A 23,333-nucleotide genomic window follows, 5' to 3' on the forward strand; every position below is an offset into this window, starting at 1 on the left:
CGCCGCCCCGCCCGCCCCCCCGCCCCCCCCCCCCCCCCCCCCCCCCCCCCCCCCCCCGCCCCGTCGTGCGCCCGCGGGCTGCGGCAGGTCAGCCGGCGGGGGTCTGGTCCAGCGGGATGAGCGGGACCGGGCCGGCGAGCTCCTCGGGGTCGGCCGGGAAGTAGGCGAAGTTCTTCGCCCGCGCGCCCCCGTCGACGACCAGGTCGGTGCCGGTGATCAGCCGCGCGTAGTCCGAGCACAGCCAGGCGACGGCGTGGCCGATGTCGGTCGGCGTGCCGGTGCTGCCCATCGGCACCAGCGGCGGCCGCTCCCCGGTCCACCGCGCCGGACGACGCCACGGCTCCTCCCCCGCGCCGCCGCCGAGGCCACCACCGCCGCCGCCCTTGCGGCCGGCGTTGAGCATGTCGGCGGGGATGCCCCGCGCGGCCAGCTCGGCGAGCAGCTCCGGGTTGTCGATGGTCGGCGCGGTCGGCGTGTAGCTGTTGACCCGGATGCCGTAGGGCGCGAGGTCCATCGCGGCGGCGCGGACGAAGTTGTTCACCCCGCCCTTGTTGAACGCGTAGGCGATCACCCCGGCCGAGCCGTTCCAGCCGTTGGAGGAGGAGATGCACACGATCGACCCGCGGATGCCGCGCTCGGCCATCGCCCGGCCGACGATCTTGGTGTTCAGGAAGTAGCCGAGCCCGGAGACCTTGATCGACCGCTCGAAGGTGCCGGCGTCCTCGTCGAGCACGCCCTTGCCGCCGAGCATCGCGGCGTTGTTGACCAGGATGTCGATCCGGCCCCACCGCGCCAGGACGGCGTCGACGTACCCCTGCACCGCGGCCTCGTCGGTGACGTCGCCGGGAGCGGCCATCGCCTCCCCGCCGTTGCGCTCGATCCGGGCCATCGCGGTCTTGATGACGTCGTCGTTGACGTCGTTGCACGCCACCTTCGCGCCGTACCGGGACAACGCCAGCGCGATGCCGCTGCCGATGTTCGGCCCGACGCCGGTGACCAGCGCGACCTTGCCCTCGAGGCTGACCTCCACGCTCAGTGCCCGTCGACCGGGTAGGTGAGCTCGATGCTGGCCGGGTCGACACCGAGCACGGGGGCCAGCATCTGCTGCATGAGCGGCTTGGGTACCAGGCACTCCTCGCAGGCGTCCGGCCCGGCGACGATCCGGACGTCGGCCCGGTCGCCGGCCACGTCGACGTCGAGCCGGTAGTCGTCGGCCTGCAGCGTCTGCCGCAGCTGGTCCAGTTGCTTCTCGTCGACGGTCACGGGGCGCTCTCCTCGGTACGGCTGGGGCTCGGGCAGGACACGGGGACGGGGACGGGGACGGACCGGCCGGACCAGGTGGCCCAGCCGAAGGGGCGGAAGACCGCGGAGATGGCCGCGTTGGCCGCGCCGGCGACGATGATCGGGATCTCCGCCGGCGAGGGCAGCATCGGCATCGGGTCCGGGCCGGGGTCGACGTCGTGCGACTCCTTGCCGGCGGCGACCAGGTCGGCCTGCGGGCGGACGGCGCGCTCGAAGAGCCACTGCTGGACGTCGGCCCGCGAGTACCCGGCGGCGGCGAGCACCTGCGCGTGCTCGGGCCCCAGCAGCAGCCCGCCGGTGGAGTGCTTCATGCCCAGGTAGGCGCCGGTGCGGGCGAGGGTGTCGGCGAAGTCGCGCAGCAGCGCCTCGACGTCCTCGGTGTGCCGGTTGTCGACGTACTCGACGTCCCGGATGAGCATCGCCGACACCGCGGAGGTGCCGGCCGGCACGCCGCCGGCGACGCTGAACGGCTCCCACGGGGAGAGCTCCTCGTTCTCCCCGACGCACAGCGTCCAGCGGCCGGGCACCCCCTGGGTGGCCTGCTCCAGCTCCTGCGGCTTGATCCCGTACCCGTTGCGCACCAGCAGCCCGAGCGCCCGGGCGACGGTGGCGTTGGCCCGGAAGCCCGGGCCCAGCACGCCGCCGGCGCAGTTGACGCCCAGCTCGGTGCGGATCGGCCCGTTGACCACCAGCAGCGGCGCCGGTCCGCTGGTCGACTGCCAGGCGCCACCGCGGGACGACGGCTCCTCGCGGACCGCCTCCCAGGCGGCGAGCACCAGCGGGAAGTACGCGGGCAGGCAGCCGGCCATCACCGCGTTGACCGCGGCCTGGGCGACGGTGACCCGGCGGTCCAGGTGCTCCTGGGCGCCGATCACCTCATCGGGGTCCCGGTCGACGGTGGCGAGGAACTCCGCGACGTCGGCGGAGGTGGCCGGCACGACGGGCAGGCCGTCGCTCCAGCCCTGGGCGTAGCAGTGCTCGATCGCCTGCCGCACGACCTGCAGGCCGGCGGGGGCCTCCGGGGCGGCGGTCACGACGCGGCCGCCACGACCGGGCGGGTGAGCAGGGTGACGATCTCCGGGACGGCGCGCTCGGCGCGGGCGCGCACGCCCTCGCGGGACAGGCTGGCCACCGGGTGCGGAGTGGTCACGTACTCGTAGCCGGCGGTGCCCTGCAGCGCGGCCATCGCGTCGGCGCTGACCCGGAAGGCGTCGCTGACCAGCACGACGGCGGGGATGCCGGCGGCCTCCAGCTGCAGCCCGTCGGCGACGGCGGAGGCGCTGCACGAGCCGCAGTCGCCCACCCCCACGACGACGACGTCGGCCTCGGCCCGCAGCTCGGCGAGCATCTCCTCCGGCGCCGGGTGCACGATGCTCGGCTTCGTGCGCTGGATCGCGATGCGGGCGCCGTGCTGGGACTCCAGCAGCGCGGCGACCTCCTGCACGAACGCCTCGGCGTTGCGCTTGGTGTTCACCAGCAGCCCGACGCGCAGTCCGGCGAGGTCACCGGGGCGGGCGGCGAGCGTCGTCCGGCCCTTGACGCTGCCGGCGGGGCCGCGGGTGGGGTCGACGATGTCGTCGAAGAGGGACACGGGTGCCTCCAGGGGGTCAGCTGCCGGCGACGGCCGGCTCGGGGCGGCGCAGCGGGAACGGCGTCATCCCGCCGCCGTCGATGGGGATCGCCTGGGCGGTGATGTAGCCGGCCTCGGGCGAGGCGAGGAAGGCGACGGCGGCCGCGATGTCCTCGGCCTGCCCGGTGCGGCCGACCGGGATGTTGCGGCCGCGCTGCTCGAGCAGCGCCGCTTCGTCGACGTCCGGCGAGGCCGAGAGGAAGGCGCGGCTGGTGCCGACCAGCCCGGGGCACAGCGCGTTGACGGTGATCCCCCACGGCCCCAGGTCCATCGCCAGCGCGCGGGTCAGCCCGATCACCCCGGCCTTGGAGGCGGAGTAGGCGCCGGAGAACGGGGCGGCGGTCAGCCCCGCCATCGAGGAGATGTTCACGATCCGGCCCGAGCGCTGCGCGCGCATGACCGGTACCGCGGCGGAGCTCATCAGCCAGGGGCCGCGCAGGTTGACCGCGAGAACCCGGTCGAACACCTCGATGGGCACGTCGGCGACGTCGGCCCGGTCGGGGCCCTGCGGGGCGGCCGCGTTGTTGACCAGGACGTCGAGCCGGCCGTGCCGGTCGACCGCCGCGGCCACCATGGCCGCGGCGTCGTCGGGGTCGCTGACGTCGCCGAGCACGGCGAGGGCGTCCCCGCCGGCGGCGGTGATCTCCGCGGCCAGCGCCTCCACCCCGCCCCAGCCGGCGCCGCGCTGCTCCTGCCGGGCGTTGGGCACGCCGGCCGGCTGCAGGTCGGTGACGACGACGGCGTGCCCGGAGGCGGCGAGCCGGCGGGCGATGGCCTGGCCCATCCCGTCCGGCTTGCCGCAGCCGGTGACCAGGGCGACCCGGTCGGCGCTCACGCCTGCGCCACCGGCACGGCCTCGGGGGTGACGGTCGCCGGCACCTCGGGCGCGCGCGGCCGGGGCGGCTTGCCGACGGCGGGGCCGCCGTCGACCGAGAGGATCTGCCCGGAGACCCAGCGGGCGTGGTCGCTGGCCAGGAACAGCACGGCCTGGGCGATGTCCCAGGGGGTGCCCTCGGTGCCCAGCGCGGAGAAGCCCTTGCGGATCTCGCGCATGTCCTCGCTCATGTTGGCCGCGGCGAAGGCGCCCCAGATCGCGCCGACCTGCACGCAGTTGACCCGCACCCCCTGGTCGCCCAGGGTGTTCGCGGCGCCGACGGTGAGGTTCTCCAGCCCGGCCTTGGCCAGGTTGTAGACCATCGCCGGGCCGCGGGCGCGCACCCCGACGGAGCTGATGTTCACGATCGCCCCGCCGCGCGGGATCCGGGGCGCGGCGTGCCGGGTCATCTGCCAGGCGGTGGTCAGGTTGAGGTCCATCAGCTGGTGGAACCGCTCGGGGGTCACCTCGAAGACGCCGGCGCGGTCGCCGACGGCCACGTTGTTCACCAGGGTGTCGACCGCGCCGAACGCGGCCACCGTCTCCTCCACGGCACGGCGGCAGTCGTCGTCGTCCAGCAGGTCGGCGACGACGACCACCGCCTCCCCGCCGTCGGCGGTGATCCGGTCGACGGTGCGCTGGGCCGCCGCGGCGTCCCGGTCCAGGACGGCGATCCGGGCACCGTGCGCGGCGAGCACCCGGCTGATCGCGAAGCCGACGCCGGGCTGCTCGGTGCTGGTCTGGCCGCCACCGGTGACCAGCGCGGTGCGGCCGGTCATCCAGCGGTCGCCGGCGGCGCCGAACGGGTCCTGCAACGGGTCGGGCTGGGTCACGAGCTGCTCCCTGGTGCGGTGGTGGTGCCGACGACCGGTACCGAGCTGGCCGACCACCCGGAGAAGACCCGGACGACCATCGAGATGCCCGCGTTGCGGGCACCGGCGACGGCGATGGGCAGGACCTCGGGTCCGGCGGCGGCGAAGAGGGGGTCGAAGGCCTCGGGGTCGGTGGTGCCGTCGGCGAAGCGGACGCCGTTGTCGCCCACGCCGTCCTTGCCGACCCGGGCGAGGTCGGCCTTGGTGCGGCCGCACCGCTCGACCAGCCAGGCGCGGACGTCGGCGCGGCTCATCCCGGCGCCGGCGAGCAGCTGGGCGTGCTCGGGGCAGAAGACGATCCCGGCGGGGGCGTGCGCGAAGATCAGCGCCCCGCTGCGGGAGAGGGTGTCGGCGAAGTCGGCGAGCAGCTGCTCGGGGTCGGCGGTGTGCCGGTTGTCGACGTACTCGACGGTGCGGGTGAGCATCGCGGAGACCGCGCTGGTGCCGGCGGGCACGCCGCCCTCGACCGACATCGGCTCCCAGGGGCTCTCCTCCTCGTTCTCCCCCAGGCAGACCTGCCAGCGCCCGGGCAGCCCCTGGGTCGCCTGCTCGAACCCGTGCGGCACGACGCCGAAGGCGTTGCGGACCATGAGCCCGAGCGCCCGCGGGATGGTCGAGTTCGCCCGGAAGCCGGGCCCGAACACCCCGCCGGCGGAGTTGATCCCGAGCTCGGCGCGGACCGGCCCGTTGACCACCAGCAGCGGCGAGGGGCCGCTGGTGCTCTGCCAGCCGCCGCCGGTGGCCGACCGGTCGCGCTGGATCGCCGCCCAGGCGGCGAGCACCACCGGGAAGTACTCCGGCCGGCAGCCGGCCATCGCCGCGTTGATCGCGGCCAGCTCGACGGTGACCGTGCGGTGCAGGTGCGGCAGCTCCCCGATCACCTCGTCGGGCGCCCGGTCGACGGTGGCGAGGAACTCGTCGACCAGCGTCCGGGTGGCCGGCACCAGGGGCAGCCCGTCGGACCAGCCCTGCTCGTAGCAGTGCTCGATCGCCAGCCGCGCGGCGTCCGGGTCGGCGTCGACGGCGGGGCGGGACTCGACCGCGGTCACGAGGCGCGCTCGCGCAGCACCGCGGCGCCCTGCGCGGCGGTGACGGTGGCGACGACGGCCGGCACGAGACCGGCGGCCCGCTCGGCGACCGCGTCCGGGGTGAGGATCGCGACCGGGTGCGGCGTGGTCAGGTAGGCGTAGTCGGGGTCGCCCTGCACCTCGGCCATCCCGCTCGCGGTGGCGGTGAAGGCGTCAGAGCAGATGACCGCCGCCGGCACGCCGGCCCGCTCCAGGACGATCCCGTCGGCGACGGCCGAGGCGCTGCACGACCCGCAGTCCCCGACGCCGACCAGGACGACGTCGCACTCGCGGGTGAGCTCCTCGAGCAGCTCGGCGGGCATCGGCAGCGCGAACGCGGTCTTGGTGCGGCGCAGCACGGTGGTCGCGCCCCGCTCGCGCTCCAGGTGGCCGGCGATCTCGTCCAGCAGCAGGGCGGCGTTGTGCTTGGTGTTCTCCAGCAGCCCGATGCGGGCGCCGGCGAGGTCGGCGCGGCGGGGCGCGAGCGAGCTGCTGGCCACCCGGACCGCGGTCAGGCCGGTCGGGTCCAGGACGTCGGCGAGGGTCGCCATCACGCCTCCCTGACCCAGACGGGGCACGGGACGGGGCGGCGGCGCTGCTGCCTCTGACGGGACATCGGACGGTCCTCCTCGGGTGGAGCTCCGCCGGCGGTCCCGAGGACGTCGGGACGGCCGGACGGGCCGCGGACTGGTGGGTGACCGGGGTCACCTCAGCTCTGTGGATGATCGTGGTCCGGGCGCCGTCGGCGGAGCGAGATCGCTTCCCCCGGGCGGAAGCGCCGTCCGATCCGCGGTGCTTGACAAGCACCCTGGGACGACCGGAGATTTGTGATCGACTTCACCAGCCACCGCCGGTCTGCCCACCCCGGTCCGAGCCAGGAGGACGACATGCCGGCAACGATGCCGCTGCACTCGACCGCCACCGACGGGGCGCCCCGCCCCGACCGCCCCAGCCGGAAGTCCGCGACCGGCGCCACCCCAGGGGGCACCGCCCCCTCCTCACCGGCCACCGCGGCCGGCCGCACCCTCGCGGTGCTCGCCGCCTTCGGCCCGGAGCACGCCTCCCTGTCGCTGTCCGACATCAGCCGCCGCACCGGGCTGTCGCTGACCACCACCCATCGCCTGGTCGGCGAGCTGCGCCAGTGGGGCGCCCTGGAGCGCGGCCCCGACGGCCGCTACGCCATCGGCCTGCGCCTGCTCGAGCTGGGTGCCCTGGCGCCGCAGGGGCTGCAGCTGCGCGAGCTCGCGCTGCCCTTCCTCGACGACCTGCACCACGCCACCCGGGCCAACATCCACCTGGCGGTGCGCGACGGCCACGACGTCGTCTACGTGGAGGCGCTGCGCGCCCGCGGCGCGATCCGGGTGCTCTCCCGGCTGGGCGGGCGCTGGCCGCTGCACGCCACCGGCACCGGCCAGGTGCTGCTGGCCTACGCCGACCCGGAGGTCCAGCGCGAGGTGCTCGCCACCCCGCTGCGCCGGTTCACCGCCAACACCATCACCGACGTCGACAAGCTGCGCCGGGTGCTCGCCGAGGTGCGGCGGACCGGGGTGGCGATCGCGGAGAACCAGCTGCCGCCCGCCGGGGCGCTGGCCCTGGCCGTGCCGGTCCGTGGCCCGGGCGACGAGGTGGTGGCCTCCCTCGGGGTGACGGTGCAGCGCGAGGCGGTGAAGAGCCACGCCCTCATCCCGGTGCTCGCCGCCACCGCCCGCGGGATCAGCCGGGCGCTCGGTGCCCCGTCGGTGAGCACCGTCGACCCGCGCACCGTGCGCCGCACCATGGAGCCCGACCTCATCTGAGCGCACGCCCCGGCCGCCTCCGCCCGGGATCAGGTCAGCTGATCGTGGTTGCTCCTGGCTCACCGTCTGTGCTGAGCCAGGAGCGACCACGGTGAGCCAGGACGGGGCGGACCAGGACGGGACGACGAGTCAGGACCACCCGGCGCCGGGTCAGCCGGCCAGCAACCGCGGCAACGCCCTGCCGATCGGCTCCCGGACGACGAGGTCGGCGAGACCGTCGTAGGGCGTCGGCTGGGCGTTCACGATGACCACCCGGGCGCCGTGCGCGGCGGCCACCTCCACCAGCCCGGCCGCGGGGTGCACCCCCAGCGAGGTGCCCACGGCCAGGAACACGTCGCAGTCCGCGGCCGCCTGCGCGGCGGCATCGATGACGCCGGCGTCCAGCGCCTCACCGAAGTAGACCGTCGCCGTCTTCAGCACGCCTCCGCACCGGAGGCAGGCCGGGTCGGCGTCCCCGGCGTCGAGCCGGGCGAGCACCTCCGGCGTCGGCGTCCGCGCGCCGCAGGCGGTGCACACCACCTCGTGCACGGTGCCGTGCAGCTCGAGCACCCCGGTGGACCCGGCCGCCTGGTGCAGGCCGTCGATGTTCTGGGTCAGCAGCGCCCGCAGCCGGCCCTGCCGCGCCAGGTCGGCCAGGGCCGCGTGCCCGGCGTTGGGCCGGACGTCGGCGGCCGCGAGGTCCCGGCGCATCAGCCAGGAGCGGCGGCGGATCGCCGGGTCGGCCAGGTAGTACGAGAGCGTGACCAGCTTCTCCGCGTCGGGATCCCGCGTCCAGACGCCGTCGGGCCCCCGGTAGTCGGGGATGCCGCTGTCGGTGGAGACGCCGGCGCCGGTGAGCACGCAGATCCGCCGCGCGCCGGTCAGCCAGTCCGGGAGCGGCTCGGGGACGGTCATGCCGTGCCAGCCTAGAGGCCCGAGGCGGCCCGCACCCCTCACCGAGGGTGAGGAAAGGGTGGCCTTGGTCCGCATCCGCTGCGAGGGCCTGGGAAGATGACGGGTGGCACATCGAGGCGCAGTACAACGCGCGCAGGACCAGCGAGGGTGAGGCGCAAGCAGTGGCAGCCAGCAAGGACAGCTTCGGGGCCCGCTCGACACTCGACGTCGACGGCACCGAGTACGACATCTTCCGGCTCGACGCGGTGGAGGGCAGCGAGAAGCTGCCCTTCAGCCTGAAGGTCCTGCTGGAGAACCTCCTCCGCACCGAGGACGGCGCGAACATCACCGCCGACCACATCCGCGCCCTGGCCAACTGGGACCCGAACGCGGAGCCCGACCAGGAGATCCAGTTCACCCCGGCCCGCGTGGTGATGCAGGACTTCACCGGCGTGCCGTGCATCGTCGACCTCGCCACCATGCGCGAGGCGATGGCCGACCTGGGCGGCGACCCGAACAAGATCAACCCGTTGGCTCCGGCCGAGCTGGTCATCGACCACTCCGTCATCGCCGACGTCTTCGGCACCCCGGAGTCCTTCGACCGCAACGTCGAGATCGAGTACCAGCGCAACGGCGAGCGCTACCAGTTCCTCCGCTGGGGCCAGGGCGCCTTCGACGACTTCAAGGTCGTCCCCCCGGGCACCGGCATCGTGCACCAGGTCAACATCGAGCACCTGGCCCGCGTGGTCTTCCCCCGTCCCGAGGGTGACCGCGTCCTCGCCTACCCCGACACGTGCGTGGGCACCGACTCGCACACCACGATGGTCAACGGCCTGGGTGTGCTGGGCTGGGGCGTCGGTGGCATCGAGGCCGAGGCCGCGATGCTCGGCCAGCCGGTCTCGATGCTCATCCCCCGCGTCGTCGGCTTCAAGCTGACCGGTGAGCTGCCCGACGGCGCCACCGCCACCGACCTCGTGCTCACGATCACCGAGATGCTGCGCCAGCACGGCGTGGTCGGGAAGTTCGTCGAGTTCTACGGCGCCGGCGTCTCCGCCGTCCCGCTGGCCAACCGCGCCACGATCGGCAACATGAGCCCGGAGTTCGGCTCGACGGCGGCGATCTTCCCGATCGACGGCGAGACGATCACCTACCTGAAGCTGACCGGCCGCTCGCCGGAGCAGATCGCGCTGGTCGAGGCCTACGCCAAGACCCAGGGCCTGTGGCACGACGACTCCCGCGAGCCGGTCTTCTCCGAGTACCTGGAGCTGGACCTCGCCACCGTCGTCCCCTCGATCGCCGGGCCGAAGCGCCCGCAGGACCGGGTCGCGATGACCGACGCCAAGGAGGCGTGGCGCGAGGCGCTGCCGGCCTACGTGGCCGACGACGAGGTGGGCGGCGAGGACCGCAAGCCCGGCGTCCCGTCCAACGAGCAGCCCTACGGCGTGGTCTCCCCCGCCGACGAGGCCTCGGCCGAGTCGTTCCCGGCCAGCGACCCGCCGGCTCCGGGGTCGGACAGCACCGAGCAGGGCAAGCCGCACCCGTTCGTGGCCGACGACGTCCTCCCCGACCGGCCGAGCAAGCCGACCAAGGTCGTGATGGAGGACGGCACCGAGACCTTCGTCGACCACGGGCACGTGGTGATCGCCGCGATCACCTCCTGCACCAACACGTCGAACCCGTCGGTCATGATCGGCGCCGCGCTGCTGGCCAAGAAGGCCGTCGAGCTGGGCCTGACCACCAAGCCGTGGGTGAAGACGACGCTGGCCCCCGGGTCGAAGGTCGTCACCGACTACTACGAGAAGGCGCAGCTCACCCCGTACCTGGAGAAGCTCGGCTTCTACCTGGTCGGCTACGGCTGCACCACCTGCATCGGCAACTCCGGCCCGCTGCCCGAGCCGGTCAGCAAGGCGGTCAACGAGGCCGACCTCGCCGTCGTCTCGGTGCTCTCGGGCAACCGCAACTTCGAGGGCCGGATCAACCCCGACGTCAAGATGAACTACCTGGCGTCCCCGCCGCTGGTGATCGCCTACGCGCTCGCCGGGACGATGGACCTGGACCTGACGACGGAGCCGCTGGGCAAGGGCACCGACGGGCAGGACGTCTACCTGCGCGACATCTGGCCCTCGCCGCACGAGGTGCAGCGGGTCATCGACGCGTCGGTGTCGGCCGAGCAGTTCGGCGACAGCTACCAGGACGTGTTCGCCGGCACCGAGCAGTGGCAGAACCTGCCCACGCCGACCGGTGACACCTTCGCCTGGGACGCGGAGAGCACCTACGTCCGGAAGCCCCCGTACTTCGACGGCATGCCCGCCGAGCCCGCCCCGGTGCAGGACATCACCGGTGCTCGCACGCTCGCCGTGCTGGGCGACTCGGTGACCACCGACCACATCTCGCCGGCCGGCTCGATCAAGGCCGACAGCCCGGCCGGGAAGTACCTGCAGGAGCACGGCATCTCCCGCCGCGACTTCAACTCCTACGGGTCCCGGCGCGGCAACCACGAGGTGATGATCCGCGGCACCTTCGCCAACATCCGGCTGCGCAACCAGCTGGTGCCGGGCACCGAGGGCGGCGTCACCAAGAACCACCTGACCGGCGAGACCACGTCGATCTACGAGGCGTCGCAGGCCTACCAGGCCCAGGGCATCCCGCTGGTCGTGCTGGCCGGCAAGGAGTACGGCTCCGGTTCCTCCCGTGACTGGGCGGCCAAGGGGACGGCGCTGCTGGGCGTCAAGGCGGTCATCGCCGAGAGCTACGAGCGCATCCACCGGTCGAACCTGATCGGCATGGGCGTCCTGCCGCTGCAGTTCCCCGAAGGCACCGACCGGGAGTCCCTCGGCCTGACCGGGGACGAGGAGTTCACCATCACCGGGATCACCGAGCTGAACGACGGCTCGATCCCCCGCACGGTGAAGGTGCAGGCCGGCGACGTGCAGTTCGACGCCCGGGTGCGCATCGACACCCCCGGTGAGGCGAACTACTACCGCAACGGCGGGATCATGCAGTACGTGCTGCGGTCGCTGCGCGAGAGCTGAGCCCCGCATGGACCTGGGGCTGGGCGGCCGCGGGCTCCTGCTCACCGGCGCGAGCCGGGGGCTGGGGTTCGCGACCGCCCGGGCCCTGGTCGACGACGGCGCCCGGGTGCTGATCAGTGGCCGGAGCGCCGACTCCGTGGACGCCGCCGTGTCCTCCCTGGGTGGAGGGCCGGCGGCGTTCGGCGTCCCGGCCGACCTGGCCCGGCCGGACACCGCCGAGTCGCTGGTCGGCGCGGCGCTGGACCGGCTGGGCCGGGTCGACGGCGCGCTGATCTCGGTCGGCGGGCCACCTCCCGGCTCGGTGCTCGACGTCGGCGAGGACGCGTGGCGCGCGGCCGTGGACGGCGTGCTGCTCGGCCCGCTGCGGCTGGTCCGCGCGCTCGTGCCGCACCTGGCCGAGGGCGCGGCGATCGGCTTCGTGCTGTCGACGTCGGTGCGCCAGCCGATCGGCCACCTGGCGATCTCCAACGGGCTGCGGCCGGGCCTGGCGATGACCGCGAAGGCGCTCGCCGACGAGCTCGGCCCGCGCGGGATCCGGGTGTTCGGCCTGCTGCCGGGCACCATCGCCACCGATCGGGTCACCGAGATCGAGGCCGCCTCCGGCGACCCCGCGGCGGCCCGCGCCCGCACCGAGGCCTCGATCCCGCTGCGCCGGGTGGGGCGGCCGGAGGAGTTCGGCCGGGTCGCCGCCTTCGCCCTCTCCCCCGCCGCGTCCTACGTCACCGGCACGATGCTCGCCGTCGACGGCGGCGTCACCCGCGCCCTCTGAGCGCGCTTGCGCCACGAAGCACCCATCCGAACCCCGGGAGAGGCACATGAGCGCGCACTCGCAGCCGGTGCTCGTCGCCTGCGCGCACGGCACCCGCAACCCCACCGGACGGCGGCTCATCGCCGAGCTGGCCCTGGCGGCGCGGGCGGAGCGTCCCGGCACCCGCACGACGGCGGCGTTCGTCGACGTCCAGCCACCGACCGTCGTCGACGTGGTGCGCGGGCTGGGCGACGACGGCACCCCGGCGGTCGTCGTCCCGCTGCTGCTGTCCGGCGGCTACCACGTGCACGTGGACATCGCCGGCGCGGTCGAGGCGCACCCGCAGGCGGTCGCGGCCCGGCCACTCGGCCCGGACCCGCGGCTGGCCGCCGTCCTCACCGACCGGCTGCGCGAGGCGGGCACCGACTCCGGTGACCCGCTGACGGCGATCGTGCTGGCCGCCGCCGGGTCCAGCGACGCCCGCTCGGTCGCCGACGTGGAGAGCACCGCCGACCTGCTGCAGCGCGACTGGGCCGGGCCGGTCACCACCGGCTACGGCTCGGCGGCCCAGCCGACGGTGCCGGACGCCGTCGCCGCCGCCCGCAAGGCCGGCGCGGAACGGGTGGTCGTGGCGGCCTACCTGCTTGCGCCGGGACACTTCCACGACAAGCTCCAGGGCGCCGGCGCCGATTCCGTCACGGCACCGTTGCTGCCCGACGAGCGGATCGCCGCGGTCCTGCTGGACCGCTACGACGCCGCCGTCACCACGGCGCCCGAACTCAGCGCCGGCTGACCCGGACCGAGGCGACACGCGCAGTCCCGGATCCCCGACCGTGCGGTGCACGCGTCGTTACAGTGCGCGCGATGAGCGCCCGCCGAGCTGGGCCCGGAGGTCCGCCGATGTGGCGCCGGAGCGAGCCGTGGGGCCTGCTCGCCCTCATCTCACTGCTCCCGCTGCCGGTCCTGGGCGTCGTGGGTTGGCTGAGCTCGCCGTTCATCCACGTGCCCGCGGCACAGAAGTGCAGCAGGGTCCGGGCGGATGGCGGTACCGGGTTGACCACCCCGGCCGAGGGCCTGTTCTCGCATCCCTTCTCCACCCCGTGCCCGGGAGGCCGCAACGCAGTCCCGTGGTTCGTCAACCCGGGCATTTGGCTCTGCGTCACGCTGGTCGTCGTGGGCGCCGTCCTGTGGTTGGTCCTGGCGCTGCGCGAGTGGGTGCGGAACCCAGACTGGGGCTCTCCCCCCGGCGGCGGCAGGACGACCACCGACCGCGGGGCCGAGTCCGACGGCATCGGGCCACCGGACGTCGACGACCCCGAGGACGAGACCGCCCGGTCGCTCCCGCGCGTCAGCTCACCGCCAGCGCGGGGGAGCGCCGGCTGAACGGGCGCGCGCCGGAGGTCGGCTAGCCTCCCGCCTCATGCTGCAGTTCTCGGCGCTCGCCCTGTACCTCGTGCTGATCGCCGCGGCTTCTTCTTCCTGCTGTACTCGGTGGTCAACCGGGCCGTGCTGAACGCGCTGCGCACGCACCGTGCCGAGGTGCGGGCCGAGGAGGAGCGCTCCGCCCGGACCGAGTGAGCCGGCGCCACGAGGGCACAGGCGCCCTGCCGCCTCGGCACCGGCCCCGCCGGCTGCCCGCGGAAATCCGCTGGGCGGACGATCCGGCGGGGCGTACCGTCGACCGGCCGTCATCAGGCGACCGACCGGGACGAGAGGTGGACGCGTGCGCAGCGTGGCCGCGGGGAGTGAGGTGGCCGTGCTGGCCTGCCCGACCGCGAGCCGGACCCGCGTCCGGCGCCCCTGACCCTCCTCCCAGCACGTCCCGTCCAGCGGTGACGTGTCCGCGGCGAGCGGTCCTGCGGGCGTGGGCGCGGCAGCGTCCCGTTCTCCCCGCCCGCCCGGCGCCGCGCTGTCCGCAGTGACGGCGGCCCGGCGGTGCGGCCCACTCGCCTGGAGCCGAATCCGCATGAACCCCCTGACCGAGAAGCAGATCCGCACGTCCTTCGTGAACGCCAGCCGCCGTGAGGCCGGCTCGGCCGTCCTCCCCGACCTCGACGCGGTGCCCTGGGACCGCCTGGACTACCTGGGCTGGCACGACCGCAAGGCCCCGCTGGCGGCCTACGCGGTGCTGGAGCTGGCCGGCGAACCGACCGGCGTCCTGCTGCGCGCCGGTGCCGCGCCGGCGAGCGGCGTCCGCCGGAAGGCGCTGTGCGCCTGGTGCCGCGACCTGTCGTCGGTGCGCGCCACGCTGTACGTGGCCCGTCGCGGCGGCGCCTCCGGCCGTGCGGGCAACACGCTGGGCACGCTCGTCTGCGAGGACTTCTCCTGCTCGGCTAACGTCCGCCGGCCACCGACCAGCTCGGAGGCGGGCGACGGCGTCGAGGCGATCAGCGAGCAGCTGGTCGCCGAGCGGGTCGCCGGTCTGCGCGAACGCGCCACCGCGTTCGTCCGGCAGATCGCCGAGACCAGCTGACGCCCCGGGTGGGGGGGGGGGGGGGGGGGGGGGGGGGGGGGGCCCCCCCCCCCCCCCCCCGGCTCCGGCGGGTGTCGCGCGGCACGGTTGACCGGCCGCCGGGCGGGCATGATCGGGCAGCCAGCCGGCCGAACACCCCGCCCCCTCAGGAGGCCCCCGCATGTCCGAGCCCGTCGAGTTCTCCGTCTGGGCCCCGCTGCCCGAGCGGGTGCGCCTGCAGGTCGACGGCCAGGTGCACGACATGCAGCGCGACGACGAGGGCTGGTGGCGCGCCACCGTGCCCGCGGAGCCCGAGAGCGACTACGGGTTCCTGCTGGACGACACCGAGACGCCCCGTCCGGACCCGCGCTCCCGCCGGCAGCCCGACGGGGTGCACGGGCTCTCCCGCCGCTTCGACCCCGCCACGTACTCCTGGGGCGACGCCGCGTGGACCGGCCGGCCGCTCGCCGGGGGCGTCGTCTACGAGATGCACGTCGGCACGTTCACCCCCGAGGGCACGCTGGACGCCGCCATCGACCGGCTCGGCCACCTGGTCGACCTCGGCGTCGACTTCGTCGAGGCGCTCCCGGTGAACGCCTTCAACGGCACGCACAACTGGGGTTACGACGGCGTCGCCTGGTACGCCGTGCAGGAGACCTACGGCGGTCCGGCCGCCTACCAGCGGTTCGTCGACGCCTGCCACCAGCGCGGGCTCGGCGTCATCCAGGACGTCGTCTACAACCACCTCGGCCCGTCGGGGAACTACCTGCCGGAGTTCTTCCCGATCTTCGCCGAGGGGGGCGCGAACACCTGGGGCAACTCGATCAACCTGTCCGGCCCCGACTCCGACGAGGTGCGCCGGTACATCCTGGACAACGTGCAGATGTGGCTGCGCGACATGCACGTCGACGGGCTGCGGCTGGACGCCGTGCACGCGCTGGTCGACGAGCGCGCCACGCACGTGCTCGAGGAGATGGCGATCGAGACCGAGAAGCTGTCGGTCGCGCTGGGCCGCCCGCTCACGCTGATCGCCGAGAGCGACCTCAACGACCCCCGGCTGGTGACCCCGCGGGTGGCCGGCGGCACGGGCATCGACGCGCAGTGGAGCGACGACTTCCACCACTCGCTGCACACCCAGCTGACCGGTGAGGCGCAGGGCTACTACGCCGACTTCGCCGACGCCGGCCTCGAGGGTCTGGCCCGCGTGCTCACCGGCGCCTACTTCCACGCCGGCGACTGGTCGAGCTTCCGCCGTCGGCACCACGGCCGGCCGGTCGACACCACCCGGCTGCCGGGCTGGAAGTTCCTCGGCTACCTGCAGGACCACGACCAGATCGGCAACCGCGCCGTCGGCGACCGGATCTCCGCCTCCCTCTCCCCCGGCCTGCTCGCCGTCGGCGCCACCCTGGTGCTGACCAGCCCGTTCACCCCGATGCTCTTCATGGGCGAGGAGTGGGGCGCCTCGACCCCGTGGCAGTTCTTCACCAGCCACCCGGAGCCGGAGCTCGGCAAGGCCACCGCCGAGGGCCGGATCGGTGAGTTCGCCGCGCACGGCTGGGACGCCGCCGTCGTCCCCGACCCGCAGGACCCGGAGACCTTCACCCGCTCCAAGCTGGACTGGTCCGAGCTCGAGCGCGAGCCGCACGCCCGGCTGCTCGCCCTGCACAAGACCCTGCTGGCGCTGCGCAAGCAGCACCCCGAGCTGCTCGACCCCGACCTGTCCGCGACCGGCGTCACCTGGGACGACGAGGAGCGCTGGCTGGTCGTCGAGCGCGGCTCGCTGCGCGTGGTGGCCAACCTGTCGGGCGAGGAGCGGCGGGTCGAGCTCGACGCCCCGGCCGGCGAGGTGCTGTTCACCACCGGCGACGCCCCCCGGTTGGACGGGGAGACGGTGACCGTGCCCGCCGAGAGCGCGGCCGTGGTCAGCACCCGCTGACGGTGCGCGAGCTCCCCCGCGACCCCGCCGGCCTGGCCGACGCCTACCGTGTCGCGCCGGGCCGGCACCTGCGCATCGACTTCATCGCCTCGCTGGACGGCGCGATCAGCGTCGACGGGCGCAGCGGGCCGCTGGGCTCCGACGGCGACCGCCGGGTGTTCCGCACGCTGCGGGCGCTGGCGGACGCCGTGCTCGTCGGGGCCGGGACGGCGGCGGCCGAGGGGTACCGCCCGGTGCTGCCCGACTCCGCCGTCGGCCGGCTGCGCACCACGCTGGGACGCGAGGCGGTGATGCCGGTGGTGGTCGTGTCACGGCGGGCGTCGCTCCGCCCGGACGACCAGCTGGTGACCGACGCCGTGGCGCCCACGGTGCTGGTCACCTGCGCCGCGGCCGACCCCGCGCGCCGGGTCGCGCTCGCCGGCGCCGGGGTGGACGTGCTGGTCTGCGGCGACGACGACGTCGACCTGCCCGCGGCGCTGGACGCCCTGGCCGAGCGAGGGCTGGTGCAGCTGGTCTGCGAGGGCGGCCCGGCGCTGGTGCAGGCCGCGCTGACCGCCGGGGCGGTCGACGAGCTGGACCTGTCGATCTCCCCGCTGCTGGTCGGCGGCGGGCCCGGGCTGGTGCCGCACGCGCTGCCGGGGACCGTGCGCGCCGAGCTGCTCCAGGCGCTCACCGAGGAGGGCGTCCTCTTCACCCGCTACGCGCTGCGCTGATCTCGCGACCAGCCGCCGCAGGTGGCGCGACCCTGCGTCCGCCGAGCCCCATCCTGGTGCGGATCAACGGTCGGACGGACGGAACCACGGTGCGACCACCGCTTGACCGACCTGCCGGAACTGTCGTACCTCGAACGTATGTTCGAGTCATGTCGCGGAGGCGTGGTTCGAGCGTGGTCGAGGGGCTGGTGGTGGACTGGACTCTCGAGCACCCCGTCGAGCCCTCCCGGCTGCCCGCTGCCTGGCTGACCGACGAGGGGCTGGCCGAGGAGCTGCAGCGGGTGCAGCGGCGCCGCGCGCAGGACACCGCGCACGAGGCGGAGCTGATCCTGGCCTTGGCCGCTGATCGTCCCGGGTCGGCGGATCCGGCACCGGACCACCCGGGTGCCCGCCGGGCAGGTTGGACGGCGCAGCCGGGCGAGGGTGAGATCAGCGAGTTCTTCACCGCCGAGCTGGCCACGGTGCTCAACGTGGGGCGGGGGACGGCGGCGATCCGGCTCACCCGGGCGCTGGTGTGGCGGGACAAGCTCCCGGCCACCTTCGCCGCGCTGCGGGCCGGGGAGCTGGACGAGCGGCGGGCGCAGCAGCTGGCCGACGCGCTGAAGTCCACTCCCGCCGAGGTGGCGGGGCGGGTAGAGGAGGCGCTGCTCCAAGAGGCGGCCGACTTGTCGGTGTCGGCGGTGAAGAAGCGTGCCACCGAACTCGTGCTGCAACTGGACGCCGACGCCGCGGGAGAGGCGCGGGCCGGGGCGGAGAAGACCGCTGACGTGCACGTGTACCCGTCTGCCTCGGATGGGCGGGCGGTGCTGGCGGTGGACCTGCCCGCCGATCAGGCCGCCCAGGCCCACGACCTGCTCGACCAGCTGGCCCGGATGCTCAAGGCCGACGGGGACCCCCGGCCCATCGGTCAGCTGCGCACCCTCGTGGCCGCGGCGCTGATCCTCCGCCCCGCCGACAACGGCCTGCCGCTGCTCACCGCGAACCTGACGGTCACCGCGGCGCTGGAGGCCCTGGAAGGCGGGGTCACCCCGGGTGAGGTGAACGGGCTGCCGATCACCGCCGCCCACCTGCGCGACCTCCTGGCCCGGGTCGGCGCCCTCGGCCTCACCGCACCCGACGGCGGCACGCTCAGCTACGCGATCACCGGCCTCGACGGCGAACTGCTCGCCACCGTGACGCCGGCCGAACTCGCCCGGCTCGCGAAGCGCGGCTGCCCCGACCACCGCGACACCGCAGGCGACAACTGCACCGGCGGGCGCGGCGGCGCCGAACGGGATGGCGACGGCGCCGACTCAGGGCGCGATGGCGACACCGGGCCCGACAGCGACGACGGCGCACCCTGCGACTGCCCGGTGCTCGGGCCGCCGCCACCCACCGAGCGGTACGAGCCCACCGAGCGGCAGCACGCCTTCGTCACCACTCGCGACCGACGCTGCCGGTTCCCCAACTGCGGCCAACGCGTCGGCTGGGCCGACCTCGACCACGTCATCCCCCACGCCTGCGGCGGCGCCACCGACTGCACCAACCTCTGCTGCCTGTGCCGCAGCCACCACCGGCTCAAGACCTTCGCCCCCGGCTGGCGATTCGCCATGGCCCCCGACGGCACCCTCACCGTCACCACCCCGAGCGGGGTCACCCGCACCACCCGACCACCCGGCCTCCGACCAAGGGAACCCGAGTCACCCGGCGCGCGACCACCCGATTCGGCCCCCGTGCAGGGTCCCGACGCGAGCTCGCCAGTGGCCGAGGGCACGGGGGTCCTTCAGCCGCCACCGCGATCGCAACCGGCCGACGAACCGCCGCCCTTCTGAGCCGCAGGTCGGTGCCGCCATGTCGCCACCACGCCATGTCGCCACCACGCCATGTCGCCACCACGCCATGTCGCCACCACGCCATGTCGACGTGGCGCGCCCGGCCAGCTGCCCCGTCGTCAGGGACGGGAGGTCATCGCCGGCTCGACGGCGACTCAGCGGTGGCCGGTGTCGTCCCGGGAGGGCGTCGACGTGTGCGCTGCTGTCCCGCGGGCGGCCGATCCACTGCCCCGCTGGACGAGCTCGGAGCACGCCGGGATCGGTCCGCTCCCCGACCGCTCCGGGCTGCTTGACTGGCCGGCATGGACCTGCCCGTGCTGCCCCCGGTCAAGCCGATGCTCGCCAAGCCCGCGGCCGCGCTGCCCACCGGCGCGAACTGGTTCTACGAGCCCAAGTGGGACGGGTTCCGCTGCATCGTCTTCCGCGACGGCGACGAGGTCGAGCTGGGCAGCCGCAACGAGCGCCCCCTCACCCGCTACTTCCCCGACGTCGTCGCGGCGGCGAAGGCCCAGCTGCCCGAGCGGTGCGTGGTCGACGGCGAGATCGTCGTCCCCCGCGGCGACCGGCTGGACTTCGAGTCGCTGCTCCAGCGGATCCACCCCGCCGCCTCCCGGGTCGACCGGCTGGCCGCCGAGACCCCGGCGTCCTTCGTCGCCTTCGACCTGCTCGCCCTCGGCGACGAGTCCCTGCTGGAGACCCCGTTCGCGCAACGCCAGGCCCGCCTGCGGGAGGCGCTGGCCGCCGCCCGGGCACCGGTGTACGTCAGCACCATCACCACCGACGCCGACACGGGCCGGCGCTGGTTCTCCGAGTTCGAGGGTGCCGGCCTGGACGGCGTCGTCGCCAAGCGGGGCGACCAGCCCTACTCCCCCGACCAGCGGGTGATGACCAAGGTCAAGCACGTGCGCACGGCCGACTGCGTGGTCGCCGGGTTCCGCTGGCACAAGAGCGGCCCGGTCGTCGGCTCGCTGCTGCTGGGCCTCTACGACGACGCCGGCACGCTGCAGCACATCGGCGTCGCCGCCTCCTTCACCATGAAGCGCCGCGCCGAGCTGGTCGAGGAGCTCGCCCCCTACCGCGCCCAGGCCCTCGACGGCCACCCGTGGCAGGACTGGGCCAATGCCTCGACATCGGCAGCAGGGCCCGACGGCGAGGGCGAGCACCGGATGCCCGGCGCGACCAGCCGCTGGAACGCCGGCAAGGACCTCTCCTGGGTGCCGCTGCGCCCGGAGCTGGTGGTGGAGATCAAGTACGACCAGCTGGAGGGCAGCCGGCTGCGGCACACCGGGCACTTCCAGCGCTGGCGCACCGACCGGGATGCGCGCTCCTGCACCTACGACCAGCTCGAGGTCCCGGTCCGCTACGACCTGGGCGAGGTCCTCGGCGGCTGACGCCGTCCGGGCCGGGGCCTCAGCTGCCGCACAGCTGAGGTGTTCCCCACGGTGGTTGCGGCTGCCACCTCCGCGATCGCCTCCTACGCTGGACGATCATGGACGCGCACCGCCGACCGCTCGCCGCCCTGGGCGGGGCCCTCCTCGCCGCCGCCGTGGCGCTGACCGGCTGCACCTCCTCCGGCGAGGACTCGGAGCAGGCCAGCAGCTCTCCCACCGCGCCCGCGGAGCCCGAGGCCCAGCCGATCGAGTGGACCGACTGCGACGCCGACATCGACCAGATCATCGCCGGCCGCCCCGGCTCGGACCGCGAGCTGCTCTTCGAGTGCGGCACGACCACCGTGCCGGCCGACTACGACGACCTCGACGGCGGCGACCTGCAGCTGTTCCTGGTGCGCGCCGCAGCCGCCGGTCAGACCGACCGGATCGGCTCGCTGGTGGTCAACCCCGGTGGGCCGGGCATCTCGGCCAGCGACGCGGCCATCCAGGCGGCGCTGACCCTGCCGCCGGAGATCCTCAACCGGTTCGACATCGTCGGCGTCGACCCGCGCGGGGTGGGGCTCTCCACCCCGGTGGAGTGCATCACCGACGAGCAGAAGGACGCCCTGTTCGCCAGCAACCCGCGGGCGCTGGACGAGCCGTCCCTGACGGCCACGTTCGACCGGGTCGACGAGGTCGCCGCCGCCTGCAGCGAGGAGTACGGCGAAGCGCTGGGCGCGTTCAACACCGTCGACACGGCCCGGGACCTGGACCTGGTGCGGCAGTCCCTCGGCGACGAGCAGCTGAGCTTCCTCGGCTACTCCTACGGGACCACGCTGGGCTCGACCTACGCCGAGCTGTTCCCCGACCGGGTGCGCGCCCTGGCCCTGGACGGCGCGGTCGACCCCGACGCCACCGCCCAGGAGCGGGCCGAGGCGCAGGCCGCCGGCTTCGAGACCGCCTTCGACGCGTTCGCCGCCAACTGCACGAGCCTGATCAGCGGGTGCCCGCTGGGCGACGACCCGCGGGGCGCGCTCAACGCCCTGCTGGACCAGGCGGCCGCCACCCCCGTCCCCAGCTCGCGGGAGGGCGAGACCCGCCAGGCCACCGCGGGCCTGGTGCTCAACGGCGTCCGCTCCGCGCTGTACCAGCCCAGCGCGTGGCCGCAGCTGGCCCAGTCGCTCGCCGCCGCACGCGACGGCGACGCCGCCGGCATCCTCACCCTGGCCGACACCTACACCGGCCGCAGCGACGACGGCAGCTACAGCAACGTCGTCGACGCCAACCTGGCGATCAGCTGCGCCGACGGCCAGGAGCAGTTCGGCACCGAGGAGGTCTCGGCGCTGGCCGCCGACTGGAACGCCCGGTTCCCGCTCTTCGGCGCGGACGCCGCACTGGGGCTCTACACCTGCTCGGCCTGGGACGCCCCGACCACGCCGCTGCCGGAGCGGGACGCCGAGGGCAGCGCGCCGATCATGGTGATCGGCACCCAGGGCGACCCGGTGACACCGCCCCAGGGCGCCGTGGACATGGCCGCCGAGCTGGCCAACAGCACCCTGCTGACCTGGGAGGGCAGCGGGCACACCGCCTACCCCAAGACCGAGTGCGTGACCCAGGCGGTCAACGCCTACCTGATCGACCTGGTCGCGCCCCCCGAGGGGATCACCTGCGCCCCCTGATCTTGCGCTGCTGGCCGCCGGGCCCGAAGCTGGCCAGCCGGAGGACGACCCAGACCAGGTGACCGGACGGAGCCCGATGGCCAGCAGCAAGGACGCCGTGGTCCTGGAGGTCGACGGGCACGAGGTCCGGGTGAGCAACCCGGAGAAGCCGTACTTCGGCGCCTTGGGCATCCGCAAGATCGACGTCGTCCAGTACTTCGTCTCCGTCGGGGAGGGCATCCTCTTCGCGCTGCGCGACCGGCCGACGACGCTGGAGCGCTGGCCCGGCGGCGTCTTCGAGGGCGCCCGGATCTCCACCCGGGTCGACAACACCGGCGACGCGTTCTACCAGAAGCGGGTGCCGAAGAACGCCCCCGACTGGGTGCCGACCGCGCACATCACCTTCCCCAGCGGGCGGAGCGCCGACGAGATCGCCCCGGACTCGGTCGCGGTCGTCGCCTGGTGCGCGAACCTGGGCACGCTGACCTTCCACCCCTGGCCGGTGTCCCGGAGCGACGTCGAGTCCCCCGACCAGATCCGGATCGACCTGGACCCCCAGCCGGGCACCGACTTCGCCGACGCGGTGTGGGTCGCCCCGCACGTCCGCGAGCTGCTGCACGAGTTCGGCATGGAGGGCTGGCCGAAGACCTCCGGGGGCCGCGGGGTGCACGTCTACGTGCCGATCCTGCCGCGCTGGACCTTCCCCGAGGTGCGCCGCGCGGTCATCGCCTTCGGCCGGGAGCTGGAACGGCGCATCCCCGACCGCGTGACGATGAACTGGTGGAAGGAGGAGCGCGGCGAGAAGATCTTCATCGACTACAACCAGATGGCCCGGGACCGCACGATCGCATCCGCCTACTCCATCCGGCCCAAGCCGCACGCGCCGGTCTCCGCCCCCGTCGACTGGGACGAGCTGCCCGACGTCTCCCCGTTCGACTTCGACGTGCTGACCATGCCGGCGCGGTTCGCTGCGGTCGGGGACAAGCACGCCGGGCTGGCCGACCACGCCTTCGACCTCACGCCACTGATCGAGCTGGCCGACCGGCAGGAGCGCGACCTCGGGCTGGGCGAGCTGCCCTATCCCCCGGACTACCCGAAGATGCCCGGCGAGCCGACGCGGGTGCAGCCCAGCCGGGCGAGGAAGAGCCCGACCGCCTGAGGCCCGCCGACGAGTCGCTGGGCGGGCGGATGGCTGGCAC

Annotated in this window: 21 protein-coding genes; 12 read left to right on the top strand and 9 right to left on the bottom strand. The window is 74.5% G+C overall.

The features are described 5' to 3' along the window. Positions 1-88: 88 nt before the first annotated feature. From ACI795_RS10390 to ACI795_RS10425, 8 genes are read right to left on the bottom strand one after another with little or no spacing between them, the layout of a single operon-like run. Positions 89-1,030, bottom strand: coding sequence for an SDR family NAD(P)-dependent oxidoreductase (locus ACI795_RS10390; RefSeq protein WP_457075418.1), 942 nt, complete (start codon positions 1,028-1,030; stop codon positions 89-91). Between the two features lie 2 nt (positions 1,031-1,032). Continuing rightward, positions 1,033-1,263, bottom strand: a complete 231-nt coding sequence (locus ACI795_RS10395) for a hypothetical protein (RefSeq protein WP_457075419.1) — start codon at positions 1,261-1,263, stop codon at positions 1,033-1,035. After that, on the bottom strand, positions 1,260-2,336 hold the full coding sequence (locus tag ACI795_RS10400) for a hypothetical protein (RefSeq protein ID WP_457075420.1): 1,077 nt from the start codon (positions 2,334-2,336) through the stop codon (positions 1,260-1,262). Before ACI795_RS10400 ends, ACI795_RS10395 begins: the two co-directional genes overlap by 4 nt. Beyond that, positions 2,333-2,893: a UGSC family (seleno)protein gene (locus ACI795_RS10405; RefSeq protein WP_457075421.1), complete on the bottom strand. Its 561-nt coding sequence runs from the start codon at positions 2,891-2,893 to the stop codon at positions 2,333-2,335. The genes ACI795_RS10400 and ACI795_RS10405 overlap by 4 nt, the downstream gene beginning before the upstream one ends. A gap of 16 nt (positions 2,894-2,909) precedes the next feature. Next, positions 2,910-3,767, bottom strand: a complete 858-nt coding sequence (locus ACI795_RS10410; RefSeq protein WP_457075422.1) for an SDR family NAD(P)-dependent oxidoreductase — start codon at positions 3,765-3,767, stop codon at positions 2,910-2,912. Continuing rightward, on the bottom strand, positions 3,764-4,639 hold the full coding sequence (locus tag ACI795_RS10415; RefSeq protein WP_457075423.1) for an SDR family NAD(P)-dependent oxidoreductase: 876 nt from the start codon (positions 4,637-4,639) through the stop codon (positions 3,764-3,766). Before ACI795_RS10415 ends, ACI795_RS10410 begins: the two co-directional genes overlap by 4 nt. Further along, complete coding sequence (locus ACI795_RS10420) at positions 4,636-5,727, bottom strand: hypothetical protein (protein WP_457075424.1); 1,092 nt, start codon at positions 5,725-5,727, stop codon at positions 4,636-4,638. The genes ACI795_RS10415 and ACI795_RS10420 overlap by 4 nt, the downstream gene beginning before the upstream one ends. Further along, the gene (locus tag ACI795_RS10425; RefSeq protein WP_457075425.1) at positions 5,724-6,296 is read right to left on the bottom strand and encodes a UGSC family (seleno)protein; all 573 of its coding nucleotides are present in this window, start codon (positions 6,294-6,296) and stop codon (positions 5,724-5,726) included. The genes ACI795_RS10420 and ACI795_RS10425 overlap by 4 nt, the downstream gene beginning before the upstream one ends. Before the next feature lie 336 nt (positions 6,297-6,632). On the opposite strand from ACI795_RS10425, the gene ACI795_RS10430 reads away from it, so the two are divergent. Continuing rightward, positions 6,633-7,541, top strand: coding sequence for an IclR family transcriptional regulator (locus ACI795_RS10430; RefSeq protein ID WP_457075426.1), 909 nt, complete (start codon positions 6,633-6,635; stop codon positions 7,539-7,541). A 150-nt stretch (positions 7,542-7,691) separates the two neighbouring features. On the opposite strand, the gene ACI795_RS10435 is transcribed toward ACI795_RS10430, so the two are convergent. Next, the gene (locus tag ACI795_RS10435; protein WP_457075427.1) at positions 7,692-8,435 is read right to left on the bottom strand and encodes an SIR2 family NAD-dependent protein deacylase; all 744 of its coding nucleotides are present in this window, start codon (positions 8,433-8,435) and stop codon (positions 7,692-7,694) included. Positions 8,436-8,596: 161 nt separating this feature from the next. Here ACI795_RS10435 and ACI795_RS10440 point away from each other — a divergent pair, with 161 nt between their 5' ends. The 11 genes from ACI795_RS10440 (at position 8,597) to ACI795_RS10490 (ending at position 23,293) form a co-directional block, all read left to right on the top strand. Beyond that, the gene (locus ACI795_RS10440; RefSeq protein WP_457075428.1) at positions 8,597-11,446 is read left to right on the top strand and encodes an aconitate hydratase; all 2,850 of its coding nucleotides are present in this window, start codon (positions 8,597-8,599) and stop codon (positions 11,444-11,446) included. 7 nt (positions 11,447-11,453) lie between these two features. Further along, positions 11,454-12,215 (top strand): SDR family oxidoreductase, encoded by a 762-nt coding sequence (locus ACI795_RS10445; RefSeq protein ID WP_457075429.1) that lies wholly within the window; start codon positions 11,454-11,456, stop codon positions 12,213-12,215. A gap of 46 nt (positions 12,216-12,261) precedes the next feature. Further along, a complete protein-coding gene (locus ACI795_RS10450) occupies positions 12,262-12,987 on the top strand; it encodes a sirohydrochlorin chelatase (protein WP_457075430.1) in 726 nt (241 codons plus the stop codon). Positions 12,988-13,094: 107 nt separating this feature from the next. Further along, positions 13,095-13,577, top strand: coding sequence for a hypothetical protein (locus tag ACI795_RS10455; RefSeq protein WP_457075431.1), 483 nt, complete (start codon positions 13,095-13,097; stop codon positions 13,575-13,577). A 583-nt stretch (positions 13,578-14,160) separates the two neighbouring features. Further along, the gene (locus ACI795_RS10460) at positions 14,161-14,667 is read left to right on the top strand and encodes an FBP domain-containing protein (RefSeq protein WP_457075432.1); all 507 of its coding nucleotides are present in this window, start codon (positions 14,161-14,163) and stop codon (positions 14,665-14,667) included. 160 nt (positions 14,668-14,827) lie between these two features. Further along, positions 14,828-16,582, top strand: a complete 1,755-nt coding sequence (gene treZ, locus ACI795_RS10465) for a malto-oligosyltrehalose trehalohydrolase (protein WP_457075433.1) — start codon at positions 14,828-14,830, stop codon at positions 16,580-16,582. A gap of 2 nt (positions 16,583-16,584) precedes the next feature. Further along, positions 16,585-17,295 carry a dihydrofolate reductase family protein gene (locus ACI795_RS10470; RefSeq protein ID WP_457075434.1) on the top strand — a complete coding sequence of 237 codons (711 nt, stop codon included), beginning with the start codon at positions 16,585-16,587 and terminating at the stop codon, positions 17,293-17,295. Positions 17,296-17,444: 149 nt separating this feature from the next. Continuing rightward, positions 17,445-19,106, top strand: a complete 1,662-nt coding sequence (locus tag ACI795_RS10475) for a DUF222 domain-containing protein (RefSeq protein WP_457075435.1) — start codon at positions 17,445-17,447, stop codon at positions 19,104-19,106. Between the two features lie 302 nt (positions 19,107-19,408). Then, the gene (locus ACI795_RS10480) at positions 19,409-20,497 is read left to right on the top strand and encodes an ATP-dependent DNA ligase (protein WP_457075436.1); all 1,089 of its coding nucleotides are present in this window, start codon (positions 19,409-19,411) and stop codon (positions 20,495-20,497) included. Between the two features lie 98 nt (positions 20,498-20,595). Further along, positions 20,596-22,155: an alpha/beta hydrolase gene (locus ACI795_RS10485; protein WP_457075437.1), complete on the top strand. Its 1,560-nt coding sequence runs from the start codon at positions 20,596-20,598 to the stop codon at positions 22,153-22,155. A 76-nt stretch (positions 22,156-22,231) separates the two neighbouring features. Continuing rightward, on the top strand, positions 22,232-23,293 hold the full coding sequence (locus ACI795_RS10490; protein ID WP_457075438.1) for a DNA polymerase domain-containing protein: 1,062 nt from the start codon (positions 22,232-22,234) through the stop codon (positions 23,291-23,293). Positions 23,294-23,333 lie beyond the last annotated feature (40 nt).

The organism is Modestobacter sp. SYSU DS0290 (assembly GCF_054050955.1).